29 protein-coding genes are annotated in these 25415 nt (G+C 58.3%); 21 read left to right on the top strand and 8 right to left on the bottom strand.

All coding sequences use genetic code 11. The annotated features are described in order from the left end of the window. Window positions 1-10 precede the first annotated feature (10 nt). Window positions 11-1711: a thiol reductant ABC exporter subunit CydC gene (gene cydC / locus GOB82_RS07155; RefSeq protein ID WP_166121585.1), complete on the bottom strand. Its 1701-nt coding sequence runs from the start codon at window positions 1709-1711 to the stop codon at window positions 11-13. Further along, on the bottom strand, window positions 1708-3393 hold the full coding sequence (gene cydD, locus GOB82_RS07160; RefSeq protein ID WP_166121587.1) for a thiol reductant ABC exporter subunit CydD: 1686 nt from the start codon (window positions 3391-3393) through the stop codon (window positions 1708-1710). The genes cydC and cydD overlap by 4 nt, the downstream gene beginning before the upstream one ends. A 631-nt stretch (window positions 3394-4024) precedes the next feature. Between cydD and GOB82_RS07165 the strand changes: the two genes are divergently transcribed. From GOB82_RS07165 to GOB82_RS07180, 4 genes are all read left to right on the top strand, one after another. Further along, complete coding sequence (locus tag GOB82_RS07165; protein ID WP_198911959.1) at window positions 4025-4645, top strand: peroxiredoxin; 621 nt, start codon at window positions 4025-4027, stop codon at window positions 4643-4645. After that, window positions 4642-5037: an ArsR/SmtB family transcription factor gene (locus GOB82_RS07170; protein WP_166121589.1), complete on the top strand. Its 396-nt coding sequence runs from the start codon at window positions 4642-4644 to the stop codon at window positions 5035-5037. Before GOB82_RS07165 ends, GOB82_RS07170 begins: the two co-directional genes overlap by 4 nt. A gap of 322 nt (window positions 5038-5359) precedes the next feature. Next, window positions 5360-5956, top strand: a complete 597-nt coding sequence (locus GOB82_RS07175) for a TetR/AcrR family transcriptional regulator (RefSeq protein WP_265794450.1) — start codon at window positions 5360-5362, stop codon at window positions 5954-5956. Between the two features lie 194 nt (window positions 5957-6150). Next, window positions 6151-6810 (top strand): glutathione S-transferase, encoded by a 660-nt coding sequence (locus GOB82_RS07180; RefSeq protein WP_166121593.1) that lies wholly within the window; start codon window positions 6151-6153, stop codon window positions 6808-6810. A 150-nt stretch (window positions 6811-6960) separates the two neighbouring features. On the opposite strand, the gene GOB82_RS07185 is transcribed toward GOB82_RS07180, so the two are convergent. After that, window positions 6961-8061 carry an AraC family transcriptional regulator gene (locus GOB82_RS07185; RefSeq protein ID WP_242007252.1) on the bottom strand — a complete coding sequence of 367 codons (1101 nt, stop codon included), beginning with the start codon at window positions 8059-8061 and terminating at the stop codon, window positions 6961-6963. On the opposite strand from GOB82_RS07185, the gene GOB82_RS07190 reads away from it, so the two are divergent. The 4 genes from GOB82_RS07190 to GOB82_RS07205 all read left to right on the top strand — a co-directional run bounded on the left by GOB82_RS07190 (window position 8060) and on the right by GOB82_RS07205 (window position 12601). Continuing rightward, window positions 8060-8950, top strand: a complete 891-nt coding sequence (locus tag GOB82_RS07190; protein WP_166121595.1) for an SDR family oxidoreductase — start codon at window positions 8060-8062, stop codon at window positions 8948-8950. The two genes, GOB82_RS07185 and GOB82_RS07190, sit on opposite strands and share 2 nt — an antisense overlap. A gap of 40 nt (window positions 8951-8990) precedes the next feature. Further along, complete coding sequence (locus GOB82_RS07195) at window positions 8991-9983, top strand: SDR family oxidoreductase (RefSeq protein WP_166121597.1); 993 nt, start codon at window positions 8991-8993, stop codon at window positions 9981-9983. Between the two features lie 123 nt (window positions 9984-10106). Further along, window positions 10107-11906 (top strand): CocE/NonD family hydrolase, encoded by a 1800-nt coding sequence (locus GOB82_RS07200; RefSeq protein ID WP_166121600.1) that lies wholly within the window; start codon window positions 10107-10109, stop codon window positions 11904-11906. A 62-nt stretch (window positions 11907-11968) separates the two neighbouring features. Further along, on the top strand, window positions 11969-12601 hold the full coding sequence (locus GOB82_RS07205) for a glutathione S-transferase family protein (RefSeq protein ID WP_166121602.1): 633 nt from the start codon (window positions 11969-11971) through the stop codon (window positions 12599-12601). A gap of 86 nt (window positions 12602-12687) precedes the next feature. Here GOB82_RS07205 and GOB82_RS13295 read toward each other — a convergent pair whose 3' ends face one another. Together GOB82_RS13295 and GOB82_RS07210 are read right to left on the bottom strand one after the other, a co-directional pair. Next, on the bottom strand, window positions 12688-13035 hold the full coding sequence (locus GOB82_RS13295) for an alpha/beta fold hydrolase (RefSeq protein ID WP_198911960.1): 348 nt from the start codon (window positions 13033-13035) through the stop codon (window positions 12688-12690). Continuing rightward, window positions 12983-14023 (bottom strand): alpha/beta fold hydrolase, encoded by a 1041-nt coding sequence (locus tag GOB82_RS07210; RefSeq protein WP_198911961.1) that lies wholly within the window; start codon window positions 14021-14023, stop codon window positions 12983-12985. The genes GOB82_RS13295 and GOB82_RS07210 overlap by 53 nt, the downstream gene beginning before the upstream one ends. 81 nt (window positions 14024-14104) lie before the next feature. Here GOB82_RS07210 and GOB82_RS07215 point away from each other — a divergent pair, with 81 nt between their 5' ends. The 6 genes from GOB82_RS07215 to GOB82_RS07240 all read left to right on the top strand — a co-directional run bounded on the left by GOB82_RS07215 (window position 14105) and on the right by GOB82_RS07240 (window position 17217). Next, window positions 14105-14671 (top strand): TetR/AcrR family transcriptional regulator, encoded by a 567-nt coding sequence (locus GOB82_RS07215; RefSeq protein WP_166121604.1) that lies wholly within the window; start codon window positions 14105-14107, stop codon window positions 14669-14671. Between the two features lie 141 nt (window positions 14672-14812). Further along, window positions 14813-15142, top strand: coding sequence for a hypothetical protein (locus GOB82_RS07220; RefSeq protein ID WP_166121606.1), 330 nt, complete (start codon window positions 14813-14815; stop codon window positions 15140-15142). Next, a complete protein-coding gene (locus GOB82_RS07225) occupies window positions 15139-16047 on the top strand; it encodes a DMT family transporter (protein WP_166121609.1) in 909 nt (302 codons plus the stop codon). Before GOB82_RS07220 ends, GOB82_RS07225 begins: the two co-directional genes overlap by 4 nt. Beyond that, entirely contained in the window at window positions 16044-16256 is a 213-nt protein-coding gene (locus GOB82_RS07230) for an isochorismatase family protein (RefSeq protein WP_166121743.1), read from the top strand. Before GOB82_RS07225 ends, GOB82_RS07230 begins: the two co-directional genes overlap by 4 nt. A gap of 72 nt (window positions 16257-16328) precedes the next feature. Then, window positions 16329-16859, top strand: a complete 531-nt coding sequence (locus tag GOB82_RS07235) for an NADPH-dependent FMN reductase (RefSeq protein ID WP_166121612.1) — start codon at window positions 16329-16331, stop codon at window positions 16857-16859. 7 nt (window positions 16860-16866) lie between these two features. After that, entirely contained in the window at window positions 16867-17217 is a 351-nt protein-coding gene (locus GOB82_RS07240; RefSeq protein WP_166121614.1) for an antibiotic biosynthesis monooxygenase family protein, read from the top strand. Window positions 17218-17232: 15 nt separating this feature from the next. Here GOB82_RS07240 and GOB82_RS07245 read toward each other — a convergent pair whose 3' ends face one another. Together GOB82_RS07245 and GOB82_RS07250 are read right to left on the bottom strand one after the other, a co-directional pair. Continuing rightward, window positions 17233-17769, bottom strand: coding sequence for a hypothetical protein (locus tag GOB82_RS07245; RefSeq protein ID WP_166121616.1), 537 nt, complete (start codon window positions 17767-17769; stop codon window positions 17233-17235). Continuing rightward, window positions 17766-18548 carry a helix-turn-helix transcriptional regulator gene (locus GOB82_RS07250; RefSeq protein ID WP_166121618.1) on the bottom strand — a complete coding sequence of 261 codons (783 nt, stop codon included), beginning with the start codon at window positions 18546-18548 and terminating at the stop codon, window positions 17766-17768. Before GOB82_RS07250 ends, GOB82_RS07245 begins: the two co-directional genes overlap by 4 nt. Before the next feature lie 99 nt (window positions 18549-18647). Here GOB82_RS07250 and GOB82_RS07255 point away from each other — a divergent pair, with 99 nt between their 5' ends. Continuing rightward, window positions 18648-19403: a class I SAM-dependent methyltransferase gene (locus GOB82_RS07255; protein ID WP_166121620.1), complete on the top strand. Its 756-nt coding sequence runs from the start codon at window positions 18648-18650 to the stop codon at window positions 19401-19403. Window positions 19404-19520: 117 nt separating this feature from the next. Further along, complete coding sequence (locus tag GOB82_RS07260) at window positions 19521-19982, top strand: YbaK/EbsC family protein (protein WP_166121622.1); 462 nt, start codon at window positions 19521-19523, stop codon at window positions 19980-19982. Window positions 19983-20017: 35 nt separating this feature from the next. Here GOB82_RS07260 and GOB82_RS07265 read toward each other — a convergent pair whose 3' ends face one another. Beyond that, window positions 20018-20629, bottom strand: a complete 612-nt coding sequence (locus GOB82_RS07265; protein ID WP_166121624.1) for a glutathione S-transferase — start codon at window positions 20627-20629, stop codon at window positions 20018-20020. Window positions 20630-20716: 87 nt separating this feature from the next. On the opposite strand from GOB82_RS07265, the gene GOB82_RS07270 reads away from it, so the two are divergent. The 5 genes from GOB82_RS07270 to GOB82_RS07290 all read left to right on the top strand — a co-directional run bounded on the left by GOB82_RS07270 (window position 20717) and on the right by GOB82_RS07290 (window position 25114). Next, window positions 20717-21676 carry a DJ-1/PfpI family protein gene (locus GOB82_RS07270; RefSeq protein WP_166121626.1) on the top strand — a complete coding sequence of 320 codons (960 nt, stop codon included), beginning with the start codon at window positions 20717-20719 and terminating at the stop codon, window positions 21674-21676. A gap of 400 nt (window positions 21677-22076) precedes the next feature. Beyond that, window positions 22077-23174 (top strand): bifunctional DNA-binding transcriptional regulator/O6-methylguanine-DNA methyltransferase Ada, encoded by a 1098-nt coding sequence (ada, locus tag GOB82_RS07275; protein ID WP_166121628.1) that lies wholly within the window; start codon window positions 22077-22079, stop codon window positions 23172-23174. Then, the gene (locus GOB82_RS07280) at window positions 23171-23875 is read left to right on the top strand and encodes a 2OG-Fe(II) oxygenase (RefSeq protein ID WP_166121631.1); all 705 of its coding nucleotides are present in this window, start codon (window positions 23171-23173) and stop codon (window positions 23873-23875) included. The genes ada and GOB82_RS07280 overlap by 4 nt, the downstream gene beginning before the upstream one ends. After that, on the top strand, window positions 23865-24509 hold the full coding sequence (gene alkB / locus GOB82_RS07285) for a DNA oxidative demethylase AlkB (protein WP_377792259.1): 645 nt from the start codon (window positions 23865-23867) through the stop codon (window positions 24507-24509). The genes GOB82_RS07280 and alkB overlap by 11 nt, the downstream gene beginning before the upstream one ends. Next, a complete protein-coding gene (locus tag GOB82_RS07290) occupies window positions 24473-25114 on the top strand; it encodes a DNA-3-methyladenine glycosylase I (RefSeq protein ID WP_242007253.1) in 642 nt (213 codons plus the stop codon). The genes alkB and GOB82_RS07290 overlap by 37 nt, the downstream gene beginning before the upstream one ends. Window positions 25115-25415 lie beyond the last annotated feature (301 nt).

The raw sequence follows: 25415 nt of genomic DNA on the forward strand, positions 1-25415 counted from the left end.
GGGAGGGGTGTCATGGGGTGGGGTGCGCTGGTATCTCCCTCGGGTGCAGTTGGCCATTTTCAAGGCGCAACACGCGATTCATGAATGTGAGGGGTTCCGGGCGGTGCGTTATGCACAGCACGGTGGCGGCCGGGAGCGCCATCAGAAGGGAGCCGATGAGTGCCTGACCCGCTTCAGGCGTCAGGCCTTCAGTCGGTTCATCAAGCAAAAGCCATGCGGGCCTGCGCAGAATGATCTGCGCGACAGCCAGCCGCCGTGCCTGACCGCCGGACAGGCACACACCGTGCTCCCCTACACGTGTATCCAGTCCTTTTGTCATGGCCCGGATTTCCGTATCGAGATGGGCGGCCTGTAAGGCGGCCCACATCTCGTTCTCATCCGCATCCGGGCAGGCGATCCGCAGATTATGGCGGATGCTGCCCTGTTGCAGGTGAAAAGTCTGGGAGAGAACCCCCACGCGCCCGGAGAGGGTTTGCGTGCTCAGCGTGCGCAGATCGACGCCTCCGAAGCAAACGGAGCCCCGCTGGTATTCTGCAAGCCGCATGAGCAGACGCCCCAGAGAACTCTTGCCTTCACCAGATGGCCCGATAATGCCGACACGCTCCCCGGCCTGCACGGAAAGAGAGAGGCCGTGCAGGACAGGCACGTGAGAGCCGGGATAGGCAAGAGTTACGTCCTGCATGGTCAGATCAGGCGTGAGCGGAAGTGGAGGAGTGCGCTCAGGTTGCGGGACAGGAGGGGGCATATCACACAGGGCAAAGACGCGCCGTGCGGAGAGCATGGCCCGCCCCAAAGCCTGCCGCGCGGGGATAAGCCCGGAAACCTGCTCGAAGGCAGCCAGACAGCCCAGAGCCAGCATCGGCAGTTCTGCTGCGGAAAGCCTGTGGTGCTGCAGGGCGTTGGCGGCCAGACCGATCACGCCGGCTGCTGTCAGCATGCCGATGAAGGCCACGCTCTGCCTTGCGGCATGCGTGATCGCGGCGAGGCGGTATTGTCCGGCCGAGAGGCTGGTCTGATAGGCCTCCAGCCGCTTCAGCGTCCGTTCTGTCGCGCCACAGAATGCAATGTCTCCCAGAGCCTGCACAGTCTCAACGCTATCGGCCCGAAGGGCATCCGCAGCCTTGGCATATGCCTGCATGATCCTGTCCACCGGTTTTCCCGCGAGGAATGGCGCTGCGGCACCGATCAGGAGCAGGGTGAGAGCCATCAGAAGGGCAACTGGCACGGAAAACAGCGCCATGATCAGAACGCTGATCGTGCTGCAGACGGCCGCGACACCAAATGGCAGCAGAGCATCAAGCGGGAACTGGCCCATCCGGTCCGTATCCCCCACGAAGCGGGCCAGAATATCACCACTCCGATGTCGGGTTTCCAAAAGTGGAGAACGGGGAATAAGGCGTTCGAAACTCCACCCACGCAGAACACTGACAACGCGCAGCGCGGCATCGTGCGTCACCAGCCGTTCGGCGTAACGGGCGAGAATGCGCACGGTCGCGAAAAAACGCACACCAGCGGCGGGCATGAACAGATTGAACAGGTTCTGTGTCGCTATGCCGCCAAGCCCTGCGGCGGCGGCCCCGGCCAGTAACCAGCCGGACAGAAACAGAAGCCCGAAATTTGCAAGACTAGCCAGGCAGGCAAGGATAAATCCCAACCATAGCATGCCTTTGAGAGGCCGGGTGAGGCGCAGAAGGCGGGACAGATCACTCATGCTGCAATCCCTTTGTCCATTTCCGGCACAAGTCGACCATCCCTCAGGCACAGAACCTGCCCCGCGCGGCTCAGAACATCCGGCCTGTGGGAGATGGCGATAACAATGCGCCCCTGTGCCAGACGCTGTATGGAAGCGGCGACACGCGCGGCATTTTCGGGGTCGAGATCCGCGGTTGGTTCGTCAAAAACCAGAACCTGAGGGTCTGTCAGCAGAGCACGTGCCAGAACAAGGCGGCGGATTTCTCCACCAGACAGCGCTGCGCCGTGCTCTCCAACCTTCGTATCAAAACCATCGGGAAGGTTTTCGATGAAGGTCAGAACACCAGCCAGGGAAGCGGCTTTTCGCAGGTGTTCAATATCAGCGTCCGGTGCCGCCAGCCGGAGCGTATCCGCAATCGTTCCATCCAGAAGAGTGGGAGCCTGGGGTACCCAGCCGATTTTCCACGCCTTTTGAGGAATGGGGTGTCCAGCCTCATCAAGCCCGGAAATTTTGCCGGAGCGCACGGGCATCATGCCCAGCAGGAGGCGTATCAGCGTGCTTTTTCCGCTTCCGCTGGCCCCCGTTATCACTGACAACACATCAGAGCCGAACGTGGCGGACAGGGACAGGAGAACGTCCGGGCCATCACCATAACCAGTCCGGAGATCACGGCAGATTATGGTGGCAAGGGGGGCTGAGGGGAGGGAGGAGGGCGCATCGCCCTGAAGTTCCGGCAGTGCCATCAGGGCGGAAAGACGCGTCATGGCTGAAACGGCGTTCTGACGGGCGTGATAGCTGGCGGAAAAGGCGCGAAGGGGCGCGAAATACTCCGGTGCCAGCAGCAAAACGAAAAAGGCCGTGTAAAAAGTCACATGTCCCGTAAGCAGACGTGCTCCGAATACAATGGCCACAAGGGCAATGGCCAGACTGGAGAAAAACTCCAGTACGGCAGACGTCAGAAACGCGACGCGCATGACCTGCATTGTGCTCTGGCGGTGGCCTTCCGCCATCTGGATGACCAGAGAAACACGCTCTCGGGCACGGCCAAAGAGCCGCAATGTTGTCAGCCCCTGCAAGGAGTCCAGAAAGGATGATCCGAGCAGAAGGAGCTGTGTCCATTGCCGGTCCATCATGGCCTGTGCCCGAAACCCGACCAGCGCCATGAAAACAGGAATCAGGGGGCCGGTACAGGCAAGAATGAGGAAGCTCCACCCGTCCAGCCCGGCGACAACGCCGAGAATGAGGAGCGGCAGGACCACCATGGCCGCAGCACGCGGCAGATACTGGGCAATGTAGGGGTGAAGCGTGTCGATCCCGTCCGTAAGGGCGGTTGCAATCGCCCCGGTTTCCTCACCGGCCAGGCCGACTGGCCCTACCCGGAACAGGTGCCGGAAAAGATGCTGCCTTAAAGAGGAGACAGCCAGAATTCCGGCGCGCTCTCCCGCCATGTCTGCACACCATTGCAGGAGGCATCGCGCAAGCGTGGCTGCGAGAAGGGAGCTAATGAGGGCATGTTCCGCGCTGAAGGGATGAGAGCGGAACGCCAGATCATCCACGATCCGGGCGAGGCATCCCATCTGCACCACCAGCAAAGCTGCACAGACACCCCCCAGACCAATCGCCACGCCAAGAGGGATGGCCGAGAGGCGGATGAGCCCTGGAAGTGTGTGCGTACCACGGTCCTGCATGATCTGCTGCATTTCATGATCGAGAGCAAAACGGGTTCGAACGCCTCACGGCGACCTCTCCCTCTAGACATCGGAAACCGTTAAACTCATTAAATATGAATGTCAACGAGATGGGTGCGTGTGGATCACTTCCAGATTTTTGACATATTATATAATAAAAACAATATTATGATGTATTTTTGTGGCATCCTTGTTGTTGGGTGAGTGATATGCAAAAATATGAATTACATAAATACCGATATATATGATAATGTGCATGGTGAAGGGAGGCGTGGATCACTCTCTCATGGGTGGGGCGGTCATTGGGTATGGAAGTCGTGACGGGGGCTGCCAGGTGTATTCTGGAGCTTCGCAGTCGCGAGCCTGTGCTGGAGTGCGCGCTTCATTTTGGGGTGAACTGGTAGATGGGGAGGGAGAGGAAGCTGACGTGGTTGTTTTTACGCCATTTTCTCTTCTTTGTTTGAATCAAGCCGATGGCATCATTGCCGTGAACTGGATGGAGATTGGGTATAGGTGAGGAGAAATATATCGATATACTTGTAGTTAATTATTGTAAGACAATGTAAGTGTGTAATCGGGTTGCACCAAATGGCTCTTGGTGTAAAAAGCTCCAACAGCAATTTTGGATTTTGTGATATTGCGAATGACCGACGAGACGCATCAGCATCTGGCCCGCGTATTACGCATGGGCGATGTTGCGCCGGATTTTGAAGCGCGCTCTACCCACGGCACGCTCCGCTTATCGGACTATCGTGGTCGTTGGCTGATTTTTTTCTCGCATCCGGCAGATTTCACCCCGGTCTGCACGACGGAATTCGTGTCTTTGGCAAAGAAGCACGACCAGTTTACCGCAATGAATTGCGCTGTGCTGGGTTTGTCTGTCGATAGTCTTTATTCCCATCTGGCATGGACGCGCGCGATCCGGGAACTTTTCGGGATAGAAATTCCGTTCCCCATCATTGAAGATCCGTCGATGCAGATTGGTTATGCCTATGGTATGATCAACGAGCATTCTGCCAATAGTGCGGATATGCGCGCGACGTATTTTATCGATCCGAATGGTATTGTGCGGGCAATTACTCACTATCCGCTCACAATCGGCCGCTCCATTAGCGAAATGATACGTATGGTAGCGGCGCTACAGGCCTCTTATTCCGGGGAAAGGCTCGCTCCTGCTGATTGGCAGCCTGAACAGCCCTTGCTTTTGCCTGCCGATGAACAGTCTTCTGGCGATATCGACTGGTTTTGCCGGAGCGCTCCATGAGGGACTTGTGGAAGTCCCGGCCGCAGGCGGATCTTGCTGCGGACAAGCTACGTAAATTTGCTCAACCTCAACGGTTGATGATCTTGTCTTTGCTGCTTGAAGGGGAGAAGTCGGTTTCAGATATCGATGCGGCAACGGCAATCGGGCAACCAACACTCAGCCAGCAACTCGCAGAACTCCGTAAGGCGGAACTGGTGAGTTCGCGTCGGCTGGCCAAACAGGTGTATTATCGGCTGGCGGATGAGTCTGTCGCAACCTGCATCCGCAGCATTGAAGCTGTATTCGGCGCTGAATCCCCTGATGAAACGTCGGTGCATGTGGTAAAACCGGAAGTGCGGCCCGTAACGCGGGGGATTATTCGGGGCGCGGCAAATTTTGTTAAAATTCGCTGAGTGGTAGAGGAAAGTCGTAAACCTATCACGTATAACTTGTAAGACTGCCTTCTGATTCAGCTATGAGAATATGCGGATATGTTTGTCTGGTGAGCGAGGGGGCGCAAAAGCGTCTACTCCACACATGATCATCCCGCAAAGAGCAGAACACACGCCTGACGAATGATAACGCGGGCCAGATTATTGACTGTCGCCGCTGATCTGCAAAAATGGGGGAGAGATATTTTCCACTTGACGGCGGTGCGTTAAATTAGAATATTGGACCGGTCGTCTAGTAACGATACTGTTTGTTTGACAGATAAAGCAGAGAGGCATGTGCGCCGTGAGTTCTCTTGGCCGGTCTACGGGTACGAAGTTGCATATTCTGGACACGGCACAGCGTCTCGTTGCGGCTAAAGGGTTTTCAGGTGTCGGCCTCAAGGACATTCTGGCCAGCGCAGGTGTTCCCAAAGGGTCTTTTTACCACTGGTTTTCATCCAAGGAAGCGTTTGGGGTAGACCTTCTCGACCATTATTTCAGCAAGTATCTTGCTGAAATCGATGGAATTTTGTTCGCGCCACAGGAGAACGGTCGGAATAGGCTCCTGTCCTATTGCCAGTTCTGGCGCAAAAATCAGGAGCAGGAGGACCCGGACGCGAAGTGCCTTGCCGTAAAGCTGGGGGCTGAAGTCTCGGATATGTCCGAGGAGATGCGCCTTGCCCTGAAAAAAGGGACATCGGCAATTATTGAACGCATGGGGTGTGTGATTGAGGGAGGCGTGAGGGATGGGTCCATAACCAGCACGCGTATCCCTCACCATCTGGCCGAGACGCTTTATCAACTGTGGATGGGTGCGAGTGTGATGTACAAGATCACGCGTGAAGGCAAATCGTTTGAGGAAGCGATGGCGGCAACCGAACATCTACTGACCAACACTTAGCCGGGATACGTATCGTTCCCTCTATAGCATTACTAGGCGACCGGTCTACTCGTTCTGAAGGGAGATGGGAACTTTGTGGCGTGGCGTTGACCTTCTGAGTGCTATCGGCCCGAGGCCAGAGCAGAGTTGAGGGTGTGGAAACAACATGCAGACTTACCGCACCATCATGCAACAGATGAAAAATGGAGTGAAAAATGCTTACGATTTTCGATTGGTATAATGGTCCTTATCCTGCACGCGTGCGGATTGCCGTTCAGGAACTGAACCTGCTGGATCAGGTCCGCTTTGTATCGGTTGATTTGTGGAAAGGGGAGCACAAGAAGCCGGAGTTTCTGGCAAAGAACTATTCCGGCACCCTGCCGGTGCTTCAGATTGAGGATGGCACCTATATTGCCGAATGTACGGCCATCACGATGTATCTCGACAGTCTTGGGCCGACCCCGCTTCTGACAGGCGTCACGCCTCGTGACAAGGGCGTGATCCATATGATGAACAAGCGTGTGGAAATCGAATTTCTTGACGCCATCAGCGTGTATTTTCACCATGCCACTCCGGGGCTTGGCCCCGATGTGGAACACTATCAGAACCGGGAGTGGGGGCTGCGCATGCGTGACAAGGCCCTGCGTGGCGCGCACTATTTCAACGAAGTGCTGAAAGCCCAGCCTTATGTGGCGGGGGACACATTTTCAATGGCGGATATCGCCCTGATCGGAGGTTTTGTCTTCGCCAATATCGTGAAGCTGGAAATTCCGGCAGAGCTTACGGCACTCCATACGTGGCATGCGCGTATGCTGGAGCGCCGCAGTGTTCAGAATTGGGAGACTATTTCCAATCCCGTGTCAGCCTCGGTGTGAGTGGGCTGGCCAATACAACGCTGGACCGTGAACAGACGGTTCATCAGCGATATGCCGTGGACAGAACAATGTCGCCTCACGGCGGGATGAACGGGAGGCTCTCCGGTTTGAATGCCTGATAGCCTCCTGAACTCTTTCCACATCATGCTTTCAGTATGAAAGAGCAAAATCAGGTATGGAAGAGTGCAATTCTTCTGGTGATTCCACAAGGTTACCTGAACCTGCTTCAGGCGATGCCGCACGCTGGCGGCGGGTGAATTCGCGGGGTGGGCATCCCCTTACGCGCCGGAATGCGGTGCTGAAGGATTTTTCTGAGTCATAGCCAACAGAGTAGGCGATTGATGCGACAGACTGCCGGGTGTGGATCAATTTTTCTGCCGCGAGTGTCATGCGCCAGCGCGTCAGATAATCCATGGGGGATAACCCCACTGTCTGCCTGAATGCCGCGGCAAAGGACGTGCGCGACATGCCCGCTGCTTCGGCCATGCTCTGAAGCGTCCATCGACGGGCAGGGGTGCTGTGAATGGCGGTAATTGACGCCCCTAATCGTTTATCGGCAAGGGCGTAGAGCCAGCCGACGCCGCCGCGTTGTTCATCCGATAGATGCTGCCGCAGGGCCTGCACCAAAAGCAGCGTGGCGAGTTGTTGGGCGACGATGAATCCGCCGGGTTGCGGGTCCTGTAGCTCCTGCCGCATGCGCTCCACACACCAACGCAACGTCATACGGTTCGGCTCTTCGCGAATATGGATGAGTGGCGGAAGCATTTTCAAAAGCAGGTCGGTCTGGTCATCAGCAAGTGTGAAAAACCCACCGATGCTCAGAAATTCCCCGCCAGTGTTATAGGTCACGATGCGTCCATCAGGAACCGGGGGCAGCAGCGTGCGGATATCGACAGGCGGGACCGAGAGATCACTCGCGACACAAAAGGGTCTTCCTCTTGCAAGCAGGAAGCCTTCCCCGGCGACAATTTTCTGCGGCTCGGACATCCCTTCGACCATAACCCAGCATTGGCCCGCGATCACGGCCTGGAACTTAATTCCCTCATGTGCGCCGAACTGTACCGCCCATTTCCCACCGGCATCGAAACCGCCGGAGATATAGCTCCGCAGCCTGAGCAGCGACAAAATTTCTGACAAGGGATCCATGGGGGAGGTTTCCGGACGATCAACAACCAAATTTGGACGATACGTTGTTGATCGTTCGTATTCAACGCAATATTTTGGTGCCGCATAGTCAGGGAGATCAGTCATGCGGGTATTTGTTACAGGGGCTACGGGGTGGGTCGGTTCAGCTGTGGTTGCCGAGCTTATTGCGGCGGGCCACGTGGTTACGGGCCTTGCGCGTTCCGATGCGGGTGCCGACAAACTTGCCGCAACCGGCGCTCAGGTCGTGCGCGGAGTCATTGAAAATCTGGACATACTGCGGGCTGCGGCGCGGCAGTCCGATGCCGTGATCCACACGGCGTTCAACCATGACTGGGCGCATTTTGCCGAGAGTTGCGCGGCCGACAAGTGTGCCATTGAGGCACTGGGCGCGGAGCTGGCGGGAACGGAGCGGCCGCTGATTGTAACAACCGGAGTTGCCCTGCTTGCGCCGGGGCGTCTGGCCACCGAGGCGGACAAAGCCCCTCCGGTAACGGAGGCATTCCCGCGTGCGTCCGAGGCTGCTGTGGAAAACCTTCTCAGTCAGGGCCTGCGGGCGACGACAGTGCGGCTTGCACCCACAGTGCATGGTGTTGGTGATCATGGGTTCGTGCCGTATCTGGCCCGTATCGCGCGTGAGAGCGGTGTTTCGGCATATATCGGGGATGGGCAGAACCGGTGGCCCGCAGTGCACCGGCTCGACGCGGCCCGGGTGTATCGTCTTGCACTTGATCACGTTCAGGAAGGACCGTTTCACGCCATTGCCGAACAAGGCATCGCGCTGAAGGACATCGCCGAGGCGATTGGCCGCCAGTTCAAGTTACCTGTCGTCTCGAAATCTGCTGATGAGGCCGCTGATCATTTCGGATGGTTTGCCCGCTTTGTCGGTATGGATGCCCCGACCAGCAGTGATCACACGCGTGCGGTTCTGGGGTGGGCGCCGGAGCAGTTGGGCTTGCTCGAGGATCTCGCTCAGCCAACTTATTTTGCTCAGTGATACACTGGCTGTCCGGCACGGACATTGAAAGGACAGGCGCATGCGTATTTTTGTGACCGGTGCCGGGGGCTTCATTGGGTCGGCCATTGTTGATGATCTTGTTGCTGCCGGCCATGAGGTAACCGGGCTTGTTCGCTCGGCGGAAGGGGCGGCGAGGCTTGCGGCGCGTGGCGTGAAGGCTCATCGCGGCACGATGGAGGATCTGGACTGCCTTCGTCACGGGGCGGCAGAGGCTGATGGCGTGATTCACACGGCATTTTTCCATGCATTCTCGCAGGCCAGCCTTGCCGTCCGCCTGCGTGTCCTCTTCGGGGGCGGGCCGGGCGCGATTGTCCAGCGGTTTATGAGCGCTGCTGTTGAAGCAGACCGGCGCGCCATCGAGACATTCGGCAGCGCGTTGCGGGGGAGCGGGCGGCCGCTTGTCGTCGCGTTTCCAACCATGGCGATGGCCGCAGGGCGCGTGGCGCGTGAAACGGATGTTGCTGACCCAGACGCGGTGGGTGGCCTCAGGAGCCGTTCCGAACAGGCGGCCTTGGAGCAGGTTGCTCATGGCGTCAGGGCAACGGTCATTCGGCTGCCTCCCTCGGTGCATGACAGGAGCAGGCAGGGTCTTGTCACGCACTTGACCAACATCGCACGCAAGAAAGACTGCTCGGCCTATGTTGGAGATGGCCAGAACAGATGGGCTGCGGTGCATCGGCTTGATGCCGCGCGGCTGTTCAGGCGTGCGCTGGAGAATGGTGCGGGTGGGGCCTGTTATCATGCGGTCGCCGAGGAGGGCATTCCGGTTCGTGACATCGCAGAAGCCATCGGCCGTCAACTCGGGGTTCGGGTTGAAGGTCTTTCCCGAGAAGCTGCATCCAGACATTTCGGTTGGCTGGCCCCGTTTGTTGGCACGGATAATCCGGTATCCAGCCGGATCACCCGGGAGCAGTTGAACTGGGCACCAACTCATGCGCACCTGATGGCTGACCTTTCGGCAGAGTTCAGCATGCCCGACCTGCATACGGCCTCAGTGGTCAGGAAAGTCTGATCTCAGGGAAGCCTGAGTGCCGCTAATTCAAAAGTTCCAAACCTTGTAAGAAGCGGCCCGCCCCGGATGCACGTAGAGCACTGTTTACTGCGCACCGCGGCAGCCGGATACAGGAACGCGAAAATGCAATACAGCAGAGTGATTGTCCTGAGCCTTGCGCTCTCTATCGGGTTTGCCGGTTCAGGTCTGGCGGAGCCTGTGAAGTCCGGCGTTCCCGGCATGATTTTTGACCATGATGTGCCAGTCACCATGACCGATGGAGTGCAGTTGCGCGCCAACATCTATCGCCCGGAAAAGCCGGGGCGCTACCCGGTCCTGATGCTGATGGGCCCTTACGGCAAGGATACGAGCATGGCGGATGCCCCTGCCTACAAGACATCATGGACGAAGCTGATTGCGAAATATCCCGATTTATGCAGGAAATCTTCCTGCCGCTATATCCGTTTCGAAGCGCCTGACCCGGAGCGCTGGGTTCCAAATGGCTATATCGTTATCCACGCTGATGTTCGTGGTGCCGGTGCCTCGCCGGGGGTGCTTGATCCGTTTTCCCCGCGTGAGACGCAGGATTACGCCACGCTGATCACCTGGGCGGCACATCAGCCGTGGAGTTCAGGAAAAGTCGGGCTGCTTGGCACGTCATTTCAGGCGATCAACCAGTATCAGGTTGCCGCGCTGCAACCTGAGGGGCTGGCGGCGATCCTGCCGTGGGAGGGAGCGTATGACATCTATCGCGAGATCGCTTATTACGGCGGGATTCTGAATGTGGCCTGGGAATTCTGGTGGACACATCAGGTGTTGCCCAATCAGAACGGTAACGCAGAGACGCCAATGCGTAATTCCATCTCGGGTGGAACGGATACCGGAGCGCCTCTCTCCGCGGATATCCTCAAGCAGAACCGCGTTGACCCGGTAGTGGCCTTCAGCAAACATCCTTTTGACGACGCTTACTACCAGCAACGGACGCCGGACGGGGCGCGGATTACCGTGCCGCTGCTCGACGTTGCCAACTGGACGGACTGGAGCACGCAGGGATACCTCGCCGCCGCCAGCAGACAGAAATGGCTGCGCATCCAGACGGGCGATCATATGACGCCATTTTATTCCGAGCAGGCGCTCGCGCTACAGAAGCGGTTTTTTGATCATTTCCTGAAAGGACTTGATAATGGGTGGGAAAAGGAGCCACGGGTAGCGGTGCGGGTCCGGCGTCCGGATGGCACACGCTGGCGGTATGCTTCGGCGTGGCCTCTTCCGGGCACGCATCCGGAGCGCTGGAACCTGAATGTTGCAACAGGATCGATGAGCCCAGAGGCGGTCTCGGCCACTGCCAGCAAGTCTTATCCCGGATTGGGGGAGGGCCTGACGTTTACGTCCGCGCCGTTTGAACGGGAGACCGAATTTACCGGTCCGGTCGGTGTCAGGCTTTGGGTCAGTTCCTCAACACGGGACATGGATGTTTTCGCGGCCCTGCGGTTGATTGATCCACAAGGGCGGGATGTGACGTTCATGGGCAACAGTGACCCGAACGTGCCGCTCGGGCTGGGCTATCTTCGCGTCTCGCAGCGCGCGGTTGATCCTGCGCGGTCGACCATTTACACCGCGTTTCATCCGCACAGGGCTTCCGAACCAATGACGCCCTGGAAGCTTTACCCCATTGATGTGGCGTTTACTGAACCGACAAGCATTGTCATTCCCGAGGGATACCGGCTTGCCCTGACAATTCAGGGGAAGGATTTCGGGTATGGACCAGATGCGCACATCGTCCATGCGAAGGATTATGATCTGCCAAATTCGCATAATTCCGGGCTTTTCTTCGCCGCACACCCGAACCGTGATCCCGCCATTTATGGAGGCACAGATACACTTGCGACTGGCGGTGAATATCCATCCTATGTTCTCCTGCCACGGATTGTCTCCCGTCGGTGAGACGGGAGTGGACTCAGAGATAATATCGAATGGGAACAACGTCAGGCAAAGGACTGAATTCCATGAAGCTCTATGATTACCCTGCTGCTCCCAACCCCCGGCGTGTACGCTTCTTTATTGCCGAGAAAGGCTTGGCGGTTCCGACCACCACGATTGATCTGGCGCAGCGCGAGCAGTTCACGCCTGCGTTCCGCAGTCTCAACCCCTCCTGTACCGTTCCCGTTCTGGAATTGGACAACGGCACCGCGATTAGCGAGGTGCCTGTCATCTGCCGTTATCTGGAGGAACTGCACCCCGATCCCCCTCTGATGGGCGCGACGCGGGAGCAGCGCGCGATTATCGGCATGTGGGATCGGCGGATGGAGATTAATGGCTATCTTGCCGCGATGGAAGCGGTACGGAACAGTCTGCCGGGATTGTCAGGGCGAGCGCTGGTCGGACCGCATGGTTACGCGCAAATTCCGGAGCTTGCTACGCGTGGGCGTCAAAGAGTGGACGATTTTATAGCTGATTTGGATGTCCGGTTGCGTGAGATGCCTTATGTTGCGGGGAGCAATTTTTCAATTGCAGACATTACCGCGTTCGTTACTCTGGACTTTGTCCGCAGTCGGCTGAAAGTGACAGTACCAGACGAGGCTGCCGCCTTGCGTGTCTGGTTCGCAGGTATCGCACGGCGGCCGGGAGCGCAGGCATGATGATGAAAACCGTGCCTGCCTGACCAATCTTTCAGGATATTCTCTGGTTATTCCATTACCTGAGAAAGCTACAGCGTCTGCTCACATTACCCGGGTTGCTGAGTGCCAACTCCAGAAGTGCTCATGGGATCGGTCCCGCCTGTTTCTTTGATGAAGGTGAGCAGAAGCGTGCTGAGCCGTTCTGGCTGTTCCTGCTGGATCCAGTGCCCGGCACCGTCAATCAGTGCGATGTCACCCATCCGTGTTACCGCTTTCGTTCTCATGAGATCGACGGCGCCCGGAGCGGAGTAGGTGGCCCAATCGCTCTTCCCGCCGATGAAAAGCGAAGGGACATCAATCGTCCTGCCGGAGAACAGGCGTAACTCCGCGTTCAGGTCAGGATCAGCAAGAACACGGTAAATCTGCAGGCCCCCCCTGAAAGCCAGTGCGACCATATTCTTCCGCATACACATCAAGTTCAGCCTCGGTCAGCCATGCGCAGGCCTGGACCTCGCGGGTGGAGGGCAGGAAAGGGGCGACGGTTTCGGGCATCGTTTTTCCGAGATCCATGACATAATAGGAGGGCATGCGTGCGAGTTCTGCGGCGGTACGCTCTTTCAGGGGATGCGGTTTATTGCCCGGCCAGTCTCCGCTTTTGACGTAAAAGAACGCGCGAAGAAACGCATGTAACCCTTGCGGCGGATGCCACATTTCCGCGTTCGCTTCCCGTTTGCTCAGATAGTGCTGGTAATATTCTCTGGGTGGGTCGAGTGCGGCCAGTGCAGTCGCCAACTGCTGCTTTCCCGTGCTCGGTAGAGGGGCGGATGTCTCGCCTGCCGTCGCAGTGTTGAACGGAAAAGCCGGAGGGCCGGGGAAGGGCGCGCTCATCAGCACTACCGCGGGGAAGACATCAGGGCGGGCCAGCGCACAGTAGGCCGCCACTGGCGAACCGGTATCATGGCCGACCAGCAGTGTGGTGTGGTGATACCCCAATGCCGAAACCAGTCCGACGGTGTCGCGCACCATATTCAGGAGGCTGAAAGGCTCCAGTGAGGCATCATAATCATTCTGCCATCCGGTGGTGCGGCCGCACCCTCGCTGGTCGGGCGCCACGACATGGTATCCGGCATCAGCCAGAAGCGGGATGATATGCCGCCAGCCGTAAGCCAGATCAGGAAAGCCGTGCAGCAGCAGTGCGAGCGGTCGGCCTGAGGTTTCGTAACCGGCTTCGAGAATATGGACATCGAGACCGTTGACCGCATGGATCATGCGTGAACGAACGCCTGCGGGCAGGGTGCCCTTGCCATAAGTCTGTGTTGTCACTTCAGTTTCTTCCATGGGGGTTGCACGGGCCGGTTGGAGTGAGGCCGCAAGCAGGCTGGCTGCACCCGTCGCTAAAAAGGCGCGGCGAGACGCCACGGGTTCGATTGGGTGGAGGGGCATCACCGATTTCCATACTATGTCGATCGCCATAGTATGGTGTCCGCCATAGAAGCGTCAAGCAACATGTGGTATAAGCACGGCATGACACGCAAAACTGATGCCCGCGCTCGCGCGATTGCCGCAGCTGTGAAGCTGTTTCGTATTCAGGGTTACACCGCGACGGGATTGACGCAGATTCTTGAAGAAAGTGGTGCCCCCAAAGGGTCGTTTTACTTTCATTTCCCACGCGGCAAGACGCAGCTCGCGGAAGAAGCGATTGATTATTACATTGCCGGCAGAATCGCGGTTCTGCAGGACATTTCGGTAAAAGCGACGGGCGATGCACGGATGTTTGTGCATCAGATTTTCAGCACATTCGCAGCCGAAATGGTTGCGACCGATTTTCAGTACGGATGTCTCATGCAAAATCTGGCGAATGAACTGCCCGCGCTGGACGCTGATCTGACCGAGCGGGTCGCGCGTGGCTTTGCTGACTCAACCGAGATTCTCGCAGGGCATTTCAGGGAATGTGGCTTTGCTCCCGCGCGGGCATCCTCCACGGCATCCGCGTTGGTGGCTGCTCTTGAGGGCGCGCGCACGATTGCCCGTATGGAGCGTACGCCCGCTATATTCGAGGCGCTGGCGCATGTTGGCTGGACAGATCTGTAAAGGGCTGTCAGCTACTCTCGGGGTGGCGTGAGCATGCAGGCCTTCAGTCTCGGATGTTTTTCAAACAAAATGATTTGTGCATTGCCTCTTCGAGGGCATTGGCCCTACGGTGACGACAGGCGTTCGTGAGTTGAAAAGTAGATGAGAGAGTCGGTCCCTCTCCGGGATAATGTGACCGAAGCGCGCGAGCTGTTTCGTGAAGATGGCTATGAAGGCGCATCAATGCAGGCCTTTGCGGGATGCGTGGGCGTGCGCCCACGCGGCGTGTTGCGCGTGTTGATCAGCCGTATTGCGGAAATATTGGGACCCCGTAGCCATTGTAGTGGGCTGATTCAGGCACCCTATGGGGTGTGGTTCGCCACACTGGATCCGCAGGAGGAGGGAAGGGAGCTCTTCCACGTTGCCCGCCGCGCCCTGCAACTGACCGGCCCTGTGCGCAGGGGCGGAGAAAAGGCCATATCCCTGTCATGACCAATGTCCTTCTGTTCGTCGCGGTTGTCGTGGTGTGGGGGCTGACATGGTTCGCCATGCACCTTCAGCTTGGGGCGGCGCCGGTGGAAATCGCGATCTTCTGGCGGTTCGTGCTGTCGATTGTTCTGCTCGGAGGCTGGCTGGCTCTGACCGGGCGCCTGAGACGACCGACGCGGGATGGTCTTCCGTGGTTGATCATCATGGGAGTGTGTCTGTTCTCCTGCAATTATCTCGTTCTCTACAGGGCTGCCACCTATCTGCCGAGCGGCATGGTTTCGGTGATTTTCAGTCTGGCCAGCGTTCTGAACGCCCTGAACCTCTGGCTGTTCTTCCGGCAGCGCCCTGATGCACGGATTATCGGCGGCGGTCTTCTGGGGGTAATGGGTGTCGGGTTGCTTCTGGAGGGTGACCATGGGGGAGGAGCCAGCCCCCATGCGGCCAGCCTGACAGGCGTTGCTCTGGCTCTGGTTGGCACCCTGTTCTTTTCTCTGGGTAATATGGTTACCCGCAGGGTCAGGCGTTTCGATCTGGATCTGCCGAACGCGGTTTTCTATGCGATGTGTGCCGGAACGACCATTGTGGGGGCCGTTGCCCTTCTGCAGGGATACAGCTTTGCGATCCCGCTTACGGCGGCGTGGCTGGGCGGATTGGCCTATCTGTCCGTATTTGGCTCTGTCGTTGGGTTTTTGACCTACCTGTCTCTGGTGCACCGGATTGGCGCGGACAGGGCCGGCTATACGACCATTCTTTCCCCGGTTCTGGCTCTTGCGGTGTCCTGTATTTTTGAAGGCACGCGATGGACGCCGGTCATGCTGGCAGGGCTGGGCCTTGTTCTGGCAGGTAATATACTGGCTTTTGTGCGCCGCCGTCCTGTTCAACTTGTGGTTGAGGTTGAGGGGGGATAAAGTACTTTGCTCCGGGATCCCCCGGCGCGCAGATCAACGCAAGCGTTCAGCCGGAGAACGGTGAGCCGGTTGTTCTCAAACATTACCCTAACTCTTTCAAAGCGACGGAGCTGAAGGCGCTTCTGGATGAGCGGGGGATCAGGAAACTGACACTCATTGGGGCGATGAGTCATATGTGCATTGATGCCACGGGGCGCGCCGACTGCTAAGGTCATCAGCGCATCAGCATGACGGGCATGGGGTGTGCAATGTTTTCTTTTGGTGTGATGTAGGGAACTCTCTTGAAAATTCTTGCTATTTCAGGAAGTGCCCGCCGTAATTCGACAAATACGACGATGCTTCGCGTCGTCTCAACCATGGCCCCGGAAGCTGTTTCCATCTCGGTGTTTGATCAGATCGGTGGACTTCCGGTCTTTTCACCGGATCTGGAAGCCGGGGAGCTTCCGCCGCCGGTGCGTGACTTGATGGATCAGGTCGCTGCCAGTGATGGTTTGATTATCTCAAGCCCGGAATATGTGCGCAGTATTCCGGGTGGGCTGAAAAATGCGATTGACTGGCTTGTCTCCAGTCATCTTCTTGCTGAAAAGCCAATGGTCCTGATGCATGCTTCTTATCGTGGAGAGGAGATGCTTGAGGCCCTGCGCACTGTACTGCACACCGTTAGCAGTCGGTTTTCGGATGACCTGTTTCTGCGCTTCAGCCTCATGCCGTTGACGCCAGACCAAATATCTGAAGAACTCTCTACTTCCGAGAATTGTCATAGGATTAAACTGTTTCTCGAGAGTTTTGCGCACTTGTGTCGAACGGGATAAGTCTTTCATGAGCATCGCCAAAACACCCGAACCGCCCTATTACGCCGTTATTTTCACCTCGGTGCGGACGGATATTTCCGACGGATATGATGAGACGTCTACGGAAATGCTGAGGCTGGCTGAAACCATGCCGGGTTTTCTGGGCGTGGAGTCCGCGCGTGATGCACTCGGGATCACGGTGTCCTACTGGCAGACGCCGGAGGACATCGCCCGTTGGCGGCAGCATGCGGAGCATCGTCTTGCCCGCCAGAACGGCCGGAAGCTCTGGTATCATTCCTTTACGACCCGTATCTGTCGGGTAGAAAGGGCGTATGGCTTTGAAGCCGGGCATGCTGCAGAAAAGGGAGCGTCCGACTGACTGCCGGATGTGGTCTTATGATGCGTTCTCAACGGTTCTGCGAATGCCCCGAAGCATGCGGCGGCGCAGCAAGCCGCTGACAGGGCGGATCAGAAACCAGTAAGGTGTGAAGCGTCGTCTGGCCTCATCGCTGAGGCAGAGCACACGGGTTTCGGTTGTGAGGCGGCACGTCGTCTCGTCGAGCGGTATAGCCGTAAAGCCGAGAGCGAGTTTGCAGAGATCCCCCTGCTGCACAGCCATGAATGCATCAGGTGAAGGAATGGTGCGAAGCCCGTAATCAGCGCGCCAGAACGCGCCGACCAGCCCGAACGCCAGAGCGTGTTCGGTGCGGCCAAGTGGTGTGAAATTGTCACGGTCCAGCGGCGGGGCGGTCAGGCGGTTCAACGCGCGACCGGGGAGTTCACGCAGGCGGATGACCCAGCGCACAAACGGGTCATCCTGCAGGCGGTAGGCTTCGGCCGCGTTGAGGCTGTCAGAAGCCTGACCACGAATGATAATCGCGTGACGTTCAGAAAAATCGAAGCGCGGGAGAAGGGAGTCGAGAATTTTCATCGTGGCTTCAGTGTTACCAGTTGATAATGTGGCCATGTCGTGAAGGTGAGGGTCGTTTTATCAAAATTCAAGGCACCCTCTATCGGGTGATGAAAGCGGCGCGGGCCGCCTTCGCGCAGCAGGACGCTCTGGTTGTGCCACAGGCGGTCAAAATCCGCGCTTTGGTGACGAAGTTCCTGAACAAGTGCTTCTCTTTCCACTTTGTTGCCCTGAATGCCGGTGGCCCGGAATTCAGCAAGAACCCTGCGTGCGCTGCTTTCCCAGTCATCAAGGAAAATGCGAGCTGTGGGATCAAGAAAAATATAGCGCAGCAAGTTGCGTTCCGGACCACCCAGCCAACCGGCAAAGAGTTTCCGGGCTGCTTCGTTGGCCACGCAGGCATTCCACAAAATATCCAGCACATAGCAGGGGACCGTTACCTGATCAGGAAAAATCCGGACAGATTCTGGCAGGTCAGATGCGATGAAGGCCCGTGATGCGTTCGGGTCTTTCAGTTGGGCCAGTTCGAACAGATACAGCCGCTCCGCAGGCGAGAGATGCATGGCCGTGGCAATGCGCGCCAGTGTTGCCGCCGAGCAGGAGACATCCCGGCCCTGTTCAAGCCACGTATACCAGGTTGTGCTGATGCCGCAGATCTGGGCGGCTTCTTCCCGCCGTAACCCCGCTGCCCGCCGCCGCCCCGGCAGGACGTGCAAACCGACATCTTCGGGAGAGAGCGCATCGCGCCGGGCGCGGAGGAAGGCTCCAAGGGCACGACGCTGTTCAGGGGGCAGGATCATGATGGTGGTTTTTATACCAGTATAAAAAGAGACCTTATACCTCTTTTTTGTATCAGGCAGAGTGAGGTCCGCAGTGAACTGGATGCAGGCGAGGGAAAGATGGCGGAGCCATATGCAGCAAGACATTATGGAGAGCGGGCACAGGACTATGTTGCCAGCACGGTACACAGTCAGGGCGACGATCTGGACAGGATTGAGCGTCTGGTCGCGGGCAGGGGCCTGCGCCGTGTTCTGGACCTTGGCTGTGGGGGCGGTCATGTGACTTACCGGCTCGCTCCTCACGTTGGGCAGGTGGTTGCCTGTGATGTGACAGGACCGATGCTGAAGGCCGTGGCACAGGAAGCGGCCCGACAGGAGTTGAGCACCGTGACGACAGTGCAGGCCCCCGCGGAGGATCTGCCGTTTGAAACCGGCGCGTTTGATGCCGTGTTCTGCCGCTTCACAACGCATCACTGGCAGAATGCGGCAGCAGGCCTGCGCGAGGCGCGCCGTGTGCTGGCACCTTCTGGCATGGCCCTGTTTGTTGATGTAACCGCGCCACCGGTCGCTTTGCTGGATAGCTGGCTGCAATCCATGGAACTGCTGCGGGATATCTCGCATGTGCGGGATTACACCGTAGCCGAATGGACGGGGCTTCTGGGGCAGGCGGGGTTTGCCCTGAAAACCTTCCGGACCCACCGGCTGCGTATGGATTTTGAAAGCTGGGTTGCACGCACGAAAACTCCGCCCGAACGGGTTGCGACCATCCGCTCCCTGCAACAGGAGGCACCGGAAGACGTGGGGCGCTATTTCGGGGGTGAGGCAGGTGGAAGCTTCATGATTGACGTCGGCAGTTTTGAGGTGACGCCAGTGTGATCCGGCCTGTAACTTGTGATTCTGCCTGTGATTACTTCAGGTGATTGCTTCAGAAAAAAGCATGATGTGGTATCGTTCCGTTCAGGAACAGTTTTTCAGCATTGAGAGGAAAACGACATGAGTCGGGAGTCCGTTCGGGCATTTTTTGAACGCCATGCCCCGGATATCGTGCCTGTTGTGCTGACGGACAGCACAGCAACGGTTGCAGAAGCCGCGCAGGCGCTGGGCGTGCAGGAAGGCCAGATTGCCAAGACACTGGCCCTGAAAGTCGGGGAAGAACGGATATTGGTCGTCATGGCAGGAACGGGGCGGCTGGATAACCGCAAGACGAAGGACACGTTCGGTGACCGCCCCCGCATGCTGCCTGCGGATGAGGTGCTGGAACTGACCAGCCATCCGGTGGGCGGCGTGTGTCCTTTCGGGTTGCCGCAGCCAGTCCGGGTGTTCTGTGATATTTCCCTGCGGGCATATGATGACGTCTGGCCCGCCGCAGGGGATCGGAACAGTTCCGTGCGGCTGACACCGGACCGGCTTGCGGCACTTGTTGGTGCGCAGTGGGTTGATGTCAGTCAGGGGTGATGGGGCCAGACGGGCTTGATTCCGGTCTGAACCGGTTATGAGTAAGGGTATGCGCGGAATGAGGGCGACGCCTCTGCCTGCTGCGAAAATGCCGCCAGCCGCTTGTGTGTGTCCGGCAGGAGTGTGCCGGGCAGCTTTTCCTGCGTGAAGCGCCATGCAACGGCTATCGTGATATCTGCCAGCGTTGGGGGCTCGCCGGGGAGCCAGGCCGGGGCGTCGTTCATTTCCGCCTCAAGAGCGCGATATGCTGCGTGCAGTTGCCGCGTGATGCGCTCAACCCAGGGCACATACTGTTTTTCCGGAGGCCGGAGAGAATATTCGTAGATAATTTGAACAGTTTTTTCGCACGCCGCGAGGGCCAGACCTGTCAGGCGTTGTGCGTGGGCCAGTTCGGACAGGTCTGATGGCCACAGGTCTGCCCTGTTCACTCGTTTGCTGACATAGCCAATGATCAGTTCAGAATCCATAAGAACCACGCCCTCGTCTGTCACAAACGAAGGGGCCTTCAGGAGCGGATTGACCGCCATGAACGCCTCACTGTTCGAAAAAACCGAGAGCGGGTCATGCTCGAACGGGATGCCGAGCACGTCCAGCGTTATTGCAACCCGCCGCACGTAGGGAGAGTCCAGCATGCCTATCAGTTTCATTGCGCGCCCTTTCCGTGTTGAGTGTGTGATCAGACACGCTCCCCATGCCTCTTGCTACTGGCAGGATTGCCAGCTATCGGCAGGATTATGCCAAACACCATCGGTCCATGTGTCGCAATTCTGGTCTATGACCGCCTGAGCCTGTTCGAGTTCAGTTGCGCGTTCGAAGTGTTCGGGCTGTCGCGCCCGGAGATGGGAGCAGACTGGTACCGCTGCATTCTTGTCGGGGCAGAAGCCGGGCCTTTACGGGCGACGCACGGGGTTACGGTAACACCGGAGAAAGACCTCTCCGGTCTTGATGACGCAGATATTATTGTCATTCCCGGCTGGCGGGGGGCGTCTGAAGAAGCGCCGGAAGAACTCCTTTCCGCGCTCCGTACGGCACATAAGGCGGGCAAGCGTCTTGTCTCGATCTGTGGCGCGGCGTTCGTTCTGGCGCAGGCAGGGCTTCTCGATGGGCGGCGCGCCACAACCCACTGGCATCATTCCGATATTCTGGCGGCCCGCTATCCGACGATCCATGTCGTGCCTGATGCACTCTATGTTGAAGATGGTTCTCTTCTCACATCGGCAGGAAGTGCCGCGGGGCTTGATCTCTGCATTCATGTTGTTCGGCAGGATTTTGGGGCCCGGGCCGCAAACATGGTTGCCCGGCGGCTGGTGGTTGCAGCGCATCGGGACGGTGGTCAGGCCCAGTTTATCGAGCGGGCCATTCCCCCTCCTTCGGGTGGGCGGCTTCCTGCGCTGCTTGATGCCATGCAGGGGCGGCTGGGTGAGCCGTGGGGCGCGCAGCGCATGGCGCGGGAAATGCGGGTCAGCCTGCGCAGCCTCCATCGCCATGTCCATGAGGCCACGGGCCTGAGTCCGGGTGTCTGGCTCATGCGGCAGCGCATTCTGCTGGCGCAGGAACTCCTGCAGGAAACGGATCTGTCTATCGAGGCGATAGCCCATGCCGCCGGGTTTGGGAGTGCGGCCAATTTCCGGCAGCATTTCCGGTCCGTTGTTGGTGTCGCCCCCACTGTTTTCCGGCGGACAGCCTGCCGCTGATGCCGCAGCTCAAAAAGGAGCCGCCCGGAAAAATCTGAATTTGATCGCAAGGTTCGGAGTGCCGGAGGCGTGGCGCACGGATACGATCAAAACAGATCATAACCCGTCCGGAGAGCATGATGCCATTCCATACCGCCAGCCCGGCTCCTGTCCGCCCCTTCTACGGCACGAGATATGTCGGGATGGGCGCCCGGACTGTCCGGCGCTATAGTGCCGACAGATGTCCCGGCCTTCCGGATCATGCCGCACAGCGCGGCAGCACAGGGGGCGAAGCTGGCCGGCTTTTGCAAGATATGCACCCGCCCGGACAGACCCAGCCCGTGCAGACATTGCCCCGGTCAAGTGATGCCAGAGGCGGGTATTATGCCACCTGTATTGTCCGGAAGCGGAGGAAGACGTCATGACACCGAAAAACGCTGCCTTACAAAAGGACTTTCACGCCGAAGCGTCTAATGCCACGGAGCATGACCCGCGGTGGGAGCGTATCCTCCGGCGTGACAGAACGGCAGATGGTCTGTTCTGGTATTCCGTTATCACCACAGGAATTTACTGTCGGCCGTCCTGCCCTTCACGCAGGCCGCATGCTGAGAACGCGTGCCTTCATGCCACCCTTGAAGAGGCACGGGCAACAGGCGCGCGCCCATGCCAGCGCTGTGACCCGGATGGAGCACATGCCGAGGCCAGTCATAACGGGCTGGTAGCGCGTGCGTGCCGATCCATTGAGGCCAGTGAAACATGTCCTACACTGGAGGTTCTGGCCAAAGAGGCGCAACTCAGCCCCACATATTTCCAGCGTGTTTTCAAGCGTATCGTCGGGCTTTCACCCCGCCAGTATGGCGAGGCCTGTCGTGCGGGGCGCGTGCGTGCCACCTTGCGCTCTTCTGCAACTGTGACGGAAGCCATCTATGCGGCGGGCTATGCGTCCAGCAGCCGTTTTTATGAACAGGCTGAGAGCCTGCTGGGCATGAAACCGCGTGCGCTGCACCGTGGTGCTCCGGCGGAACGCCTGCGTTTTGCCGTTGGGGAATGCTCTCTGGGGATGATCCTTGTCGCCTCGAGCGCGCGCGGGGTCGTGGCGATCCTTATGGGGGACGATGCGGATGCATTGGCCCGTGATCTGCAGGACCGCTTTCCCAACGCGGAGCTTGTGGGCGCGGACCCTGACTATGCGGAGCATGTCGCACAGGTCGTGGCGCTTGTCGAAACACCGGCTCTCGGGCTGGAACTGCCGCTTGATATCCGGGGGACAGCCTTCCAGCAGCGGGTATGGAATGCGCTCCGGGCGGTGCCTGTAGGCCAGAGGGTGACGTATACCGATATCGCCAAAGCAATCGGGCACCCGGAGTCCGTTCGGGCGGTTGCCAATGCCTGTGGGGCCAATGCTCTAGCGGTCGCAATTCCCTGCCATCGTGTTGTGCGCAGGGATGGTGCGTTGTCGGGCTATCGCTGGGGTGTTGAGCGCAAGACAGCATTGCTGGAACGGGAGAAAGGGTCATGAACCCGGAAACTCTTGCAGCACTGGACTGGCAGGATAACGCGCGCAGGCTGGATGAGGATGGCTGGGCCGTGATTCCCGGATTGCTGGATGAGGCGACGTGCCGGTCCCTCTCGGCGCTCTATGCGCAGGGCACCGGGTTTCGCAGCCGTGTCGTCATGGGGCGGCATGGGTTCGGGCGTGGAGAATACTGCTATTTTTCTTATCCACTTCCGCCTCTGGTCACGACTTTGCGTGAGAAAATTTATCCTTTTCTTGTCCCGACGGCGAACCGCTGGATGGAGCGTATGGGATTTCCGGTCCGTTTCCCTTCAGATCATCAAAGTTTTCTCGCCCGCTGCCATGCGGCGGGCCAGACGCGCCCCACACCGCTCCTACTGCGGTATGGGGCGGGTGATTATAACTGTCTGCATCAAGATCTTTACGGAGAGCATGTTTTTCCCATCCAGCTCGCCGTTCTGCTCTCCTGCCCGGAGAGGGATTTTACCGGGGGTGAGTTCGTGCTGACGGAACAGCGGCCCCGCATGCAATCCCGTGCGGATGTCGTGCCTCTCAGGATGGGAGATGCCGTGCTGTTTGCCGTCAGCCAGAGGCCGAAGGCTGGTGCGCGTGGAGACTATCGCGTGACACTGCGGCATGGTGTCAGCCGTGTCCGTAGCGGCCTTCGTCACACGCTGGGGCTTATTTTCCATGATGCAGCCTGACCTGTTCGGCACAGCGCGTCCTGATGTGCTCCTTTCCGCCGGAGCGCTCTTCCTTCCTGATTTTGCCAGGGCACAGGTGGGGAGGTTGCATGCTCATATCCAGAGCATTGCCGCCGGTTCGCCTTTTCGGCACATGCTCACTCCGGGCGGGCGGTGCATGTCCGTTGCCACGACCAGTTGCGGCAGCTTTGGCTGGACCAGCGGGCGCGGCGGATATCGTTACATGGCTTTCGATCCCGAGACCAGACAGGCGTGGCCACACATGCCCCCCATATTCCGCGAACTAGCGTATCAGGCCGCCGCCCGCGCAGGCTTTGCGGAGTTTCGCCCTGATACCTGCCTTGTCAACCGCTATGCACCGGGGGCGCGCTTGTCCCTGCATCAGGATCTGGATGAAGGGGATATGAACGCTCCGATTGTATCCGTCTCTCTGGGACTTCCGGCTGTCTTTCTCTGGGGAGGCGCGGAACGACGGGACCCCAGGCGGCGTATCACGCTGTGTGAAGGGGATGTGATGGTATGGGGAGGGGACTCACGCATGAATTTTCACGGGGTTGAACCTGTGCAGGCGGCTGCAGGCGCTGGTGAGCATGGCGCATGTCGCTACAATCTGACATTCCGCAAGGCCCGATGACCAATAACGGACACACGCGCTGCCTCTGGGCCAGAACGGATGCCCTGCTTCAGGCCTATCATGACACCGAATGGGGTGTGCCGGAGTATGAGTCCCGTGCTCTGTGGGAAAAGCTGATGCTTGATGGCTTTCAGGCTGGCCTGTCATGGCGGCTGATTCTGGCCAGGCGAGACGCTTTCCGGGCGGCCTTTGCCGGGTTCAGACCGGAAATCGTGGCCGGATATGGTGAGACCGAAATCAGCCAGCTACTAGGCAACCGGGAGATTATCCGCTCTCCCACCAAAGTCAGGGCGGTGATCCGCAATGCCCGCGCCTATCTGGCGATGCAGGACGCGGGCGAGGATTTTTCCGGTTTTGTGTGGGCCAGCGTGCAGGGGCAACCGGTGCCGGGGGATGGTTCGGGCACATCAACGCGTTCGGTGGTAGGGGATATGCTCTCCACCGCATTAAAGGCGCGGGGCTTCAGCTTTGTGGGGCCTGTGATTGTGCATGCATGGGCGCAGGCCTGCGGTCTTATCAATGATCATGAAACGAACTGTTTCTGCCGAAACAGGACGAGGAACGGACCGCTCGGCCAGTCTGAGGTCTCTCCTTATTCTGCGTAAGTTTTTGTTACGGCAGAAACAGGCAGAGGCGGCGCTTTCCCGTTCTTCCGGAAGTGCGCCCGTACGTCAGGATACGTCACGGGCAGTGCAGCTAAGCAGACTATCGAGTGCAATCAAAAAACAGAAAATTCTTTTTTTTGGAAAGAGTTTTCCGGTGGGCCTGTGCGCCTCTTTCCTCAGAAGGAAGTAAGGTCAGCCCCAAACATGAGCCCACACGGCTGATCTTCCTTTTTAGCGGCGGACACCTTCCATGCCACTGGTTACGTTGCTGGTGAATATGTCAGTCTTGCTGGGTGGCAGG

Source organism: Acetobacter farinalis, from assembly GCF_011516935.1.
GTDB lineage: Bacteria > Pseudomonadota > Alphaproteobacteria > Acetobacterales > Acetobacteraceae > Acetobacter > Acetobacter farinalis.

Coding starts and splice junctions, on each gene's coding strand:
- GOB82_RS07190 (WP_166121595.1), top strand. CDS start 8,060: ATGCGGGTATTTGTTACAGGGGCTACGGGGTGGGTCGGTTCAGCTGTG.
- GOB82_RS07180 (WP_166121593.1), top strand. CDS start 6,151: ATGCTTACGATTTTCGATTGGTATAATGGTCCTTATCCTGCACGCGTG.
- GOB82_RS07210 (WP_198911961.1), bottom strand. CDS start 14,023: ATGCCCCTCCACCCAATCGAACCCGTGGCGTCTCGCCGCGCCTTTTTA.
- GOB82_RS07260 (WP_166121622.1), top strand. CDS start 19,521: ATGAGTCGGGAGTCCGTTCGGGCATTTTTTGAACGCCATGCCCCGGAT.
- GOB82_RS07280 (WP_166121631.1), top strand. CDS start 23,171: ATGAACCCGGAAACTCTTGCAGCACTGGACTGGCAGGATAACGCGCGC.
- alkB (WP_377792259.1), top strand. CDS start 23,865: ATGCAGCCTGACCTGTTCGGCACAGCGCGTCCTGATGTGCTCCTTTCC.
- GOB82_RS07265 (WP_166121624.1), bottom strand. CDS start 20,629: ATGAAACTGATAGGCATGCTGGACTCTCCCTACGTGCGGCGGGTTGCA.
- GOB82_RS07220 (WP_166121606.1), top strand. CDS start 14,813: ATGAGAGAGTCGGTCCCTCTCCGGGATAATGTGACCGAAGCGCGCGAG.
- GOB82_RS13295 (WP_198911960.1), bottom strand. CDS start 13,035: ATGGTCGCACTGGCTTTCAGGGGGGGCCTGCAGATTTACCGTGTTCTT.
- GOB82_RS07170 (WP_166121589.1), top strand. CDS start 4,642: ATGAGGGACTTGTGGAAGTCCCGGCCGCAGGCGGATCTTGCTGCGGAC.
- GOB82_RS07245 (WP_166121616.1), bottom strand. CDS start 17,769: ATGAAAATTCTCGACTCCCTTCTCCCGCGCTTCGATTTTTCTGAACGT.
- GOB82_RS07200 (WP_166121600.1), top strand. CDS start 10,107: ATGCAATACAGCAGAGTGATTGTCCTGAGCCTTGCGCTCTCTATCGGG.
- ada (WP_166121628.1), top strand. CDS start 22,077: ATGACACCGAAAAACGCTGCCTTACAAAAGGACTTTCACGCCGAAGCG.
- GOB82_RS07185 (WP_242007252.1), bottom strand. CDS start 8,061: ATGACTGATCTCCCTGACTATGCGGCACCAAAATATTGCGTTGAATAC.
- GOB82_RS07205 (WP_166121602.1), top strand. CDS start 11,969: ATGAAGCTCTATGATTACCCTGCTGCTCCCAACCCCCGGCGTGTACGC.
- GOB82_RS07290 (WP_242007253.1), top strand. CDS start 24,473: ATGTCGCTACAATCTGACATTCCGCAAGGCCCGATGACCAATAACGGA.
- GOB82_RS07215 (WP_166121604.1), top strand. CDS start 14,105: ATGACACGCAAAACTGATGCCCGCGCTCGCGCGATTGCCGCAGCTGTG.
- cydC (WP_166121585.1), bottom strand. CDS start 1,711: ATGAGTGATCTGTCCCGCCTTCTGCGCCTCACCCGGCCTCTCAAAGGC.
- GOB82_RS07250 (WP_166121618.1), bottom strand. CDS start 18,548: ATGATCCTGCCCCCTGAACAGCGTCGTGCCCTTGGAGCCTTCCTCCGC.
- GOB82_RS07225 (WP_166121609.1), top strand. CDS start 15,139: ATGACCAATGTCCTTCTGTTCGTCGCGGTTGTCGTGGTGTGGGGGCTG.
- GOB82_RS07255 (WP_166121620.1), top strand. CDS start 18,648: ATGGCGGAGCCATATGCAGCAAGACATTATGGAGAGCGGGCACAGGAC.
- GOB82_RS07270 (WP_166121626.1), top strand. CDS start 20,717: ATGCCAAACACCATCGGTCCATGTGTCGCAATTCTGGTCTATGACCGC.
- cydD (WP_166121587.1), bottom strand. CDS start 3,393: ATGCAGCAGATCATGCAGGACCGTGGTACGCACACACTTCCAGGGCTC.
- GOB82_RS07240 (WP_166121614.1), top strand. CDS start 16,867: ATGAGCATCGCCAAAACACCCGAACCGCCCTATTACGCCGTTATTTTC.
- GOB82_RS07165 (WP_198911959.1), top strand. CDS start 4,025: ATGACCGACGAGACGCATCAGCATCTGGCCCGCGTATTACGCATGGGC.
- GOB82_RS07195 (WP_166121597.1), top strand. CDS start 8,991: ATGCGTATTTTTGTGACCGGTGCCGGGGGCTTCATTGGGTCGGCCATT.